An 864-nucleotide genomic window follows, 5' to 3' on the forward strand; every position below is an offset into this window, starting at 1 on the left:
CGTCAGTTGATCGATGACATCCGATGGCGACCCGGATGGGTGCGCCGTGGCGGGGCGTGCCGGCCCGCCACGGGCACTGGCGCATAGTCCACGGGTTGTTTTCGGGACTGGCAGCGGGACGGAACGTGGAGACGGTGGTACAGGTCGTGACGCACTGATCGTCCCACGAAGGTGATCCGCAAAGAATGCACATGCCATCCACGAATCTCCAATGATTGTCGCGATCGTATCCAGCTCGCCAGCTGTCGTTGAGGTACTGCTGGCTACAAGGAGTTACGCTGGTTCCGCCCTGTCGCAGGCACTGACCGGCTCCAGGCGCCTCGGGAAGGAAATTCACACATTCAGGAGTGGGGAAGCCCCATCTTGGTGGTGTCCGTGGTGTCATCCGTTTTCCGGACGGTTTGCTTTCCGGACGGTCCGGCTGAATATTTGCAGGATCGCGATACATCCTTTGCCAGTTCGCGCCGGATCCGCTGCCGGCGTTCGGCTGACGGGACGTGGCCGGCATCCGTCAGTTCTTGGCGTCCGACCATCTGTCGATCACGGAAACGTCGGCGACGAACCGGACCCCGCTTCCGGCCGCCCAGTACGCGGCGGTCGCGGCCAGCGTCCGGTGCGTGAGCAGCACGGCGTCCTCCGCCCGGTCGGCGGGGACGTGCAGCAGCAGCTCGTCGTGCAGGCAGAGGACGATCGTGCCGCCGAGGGGGAGAAGTTCCTGGCGGACGGTGACCGCCCACGCCTTGAACAGCTCGGCCGCGGCACCCTGGATGACGGCGTTGCGGGCGAACCGGCCGCGCGCGGCCGCCGAGCGATCCGTGTCCACCTGGGGCGAGCCGGCCCGATCCGAGCCGGCCCGATCCGAGC

1 protein-coding gene and 1 pseudogene are annotated in these 864 nt (G+C 66.6%); one reads left to right on the forward strand and one right to left on the reverse strand.

The features are described 5' to 3' along the window. Nucleotides 1-129 (forward strand): annotated as a pseudogene (locus DD1DGNOD_RS31195) (transposase); the annotation flags it as partial. A gap of 382 nt (nucleotides 130-511) precedes the next feature. On the opposite strand, the gene DD1DGNOD_RS13410 reads toward DD1DGNOD_RS31195, so the two are convergent. After that, nucleotides 512-864: DNA polymerase (locus DD1DGNOD_RS13410; RefSeq protein ID WP_241255693.1), on the reverse strand; the 353-nt coding region annotated here is incomplete at its 5' end.

Origin of the sequence: Candidatus Protofrankia californiensis (assembly GCF_900634765.1) — a bacterium.
GTDB classification, from domain to species: domain Bacteria; phylum Actinomycetota; class Actinomycetes; order Frankiales; family Frankiaceae; genus Protofrankia; species Protofrankia californiensis.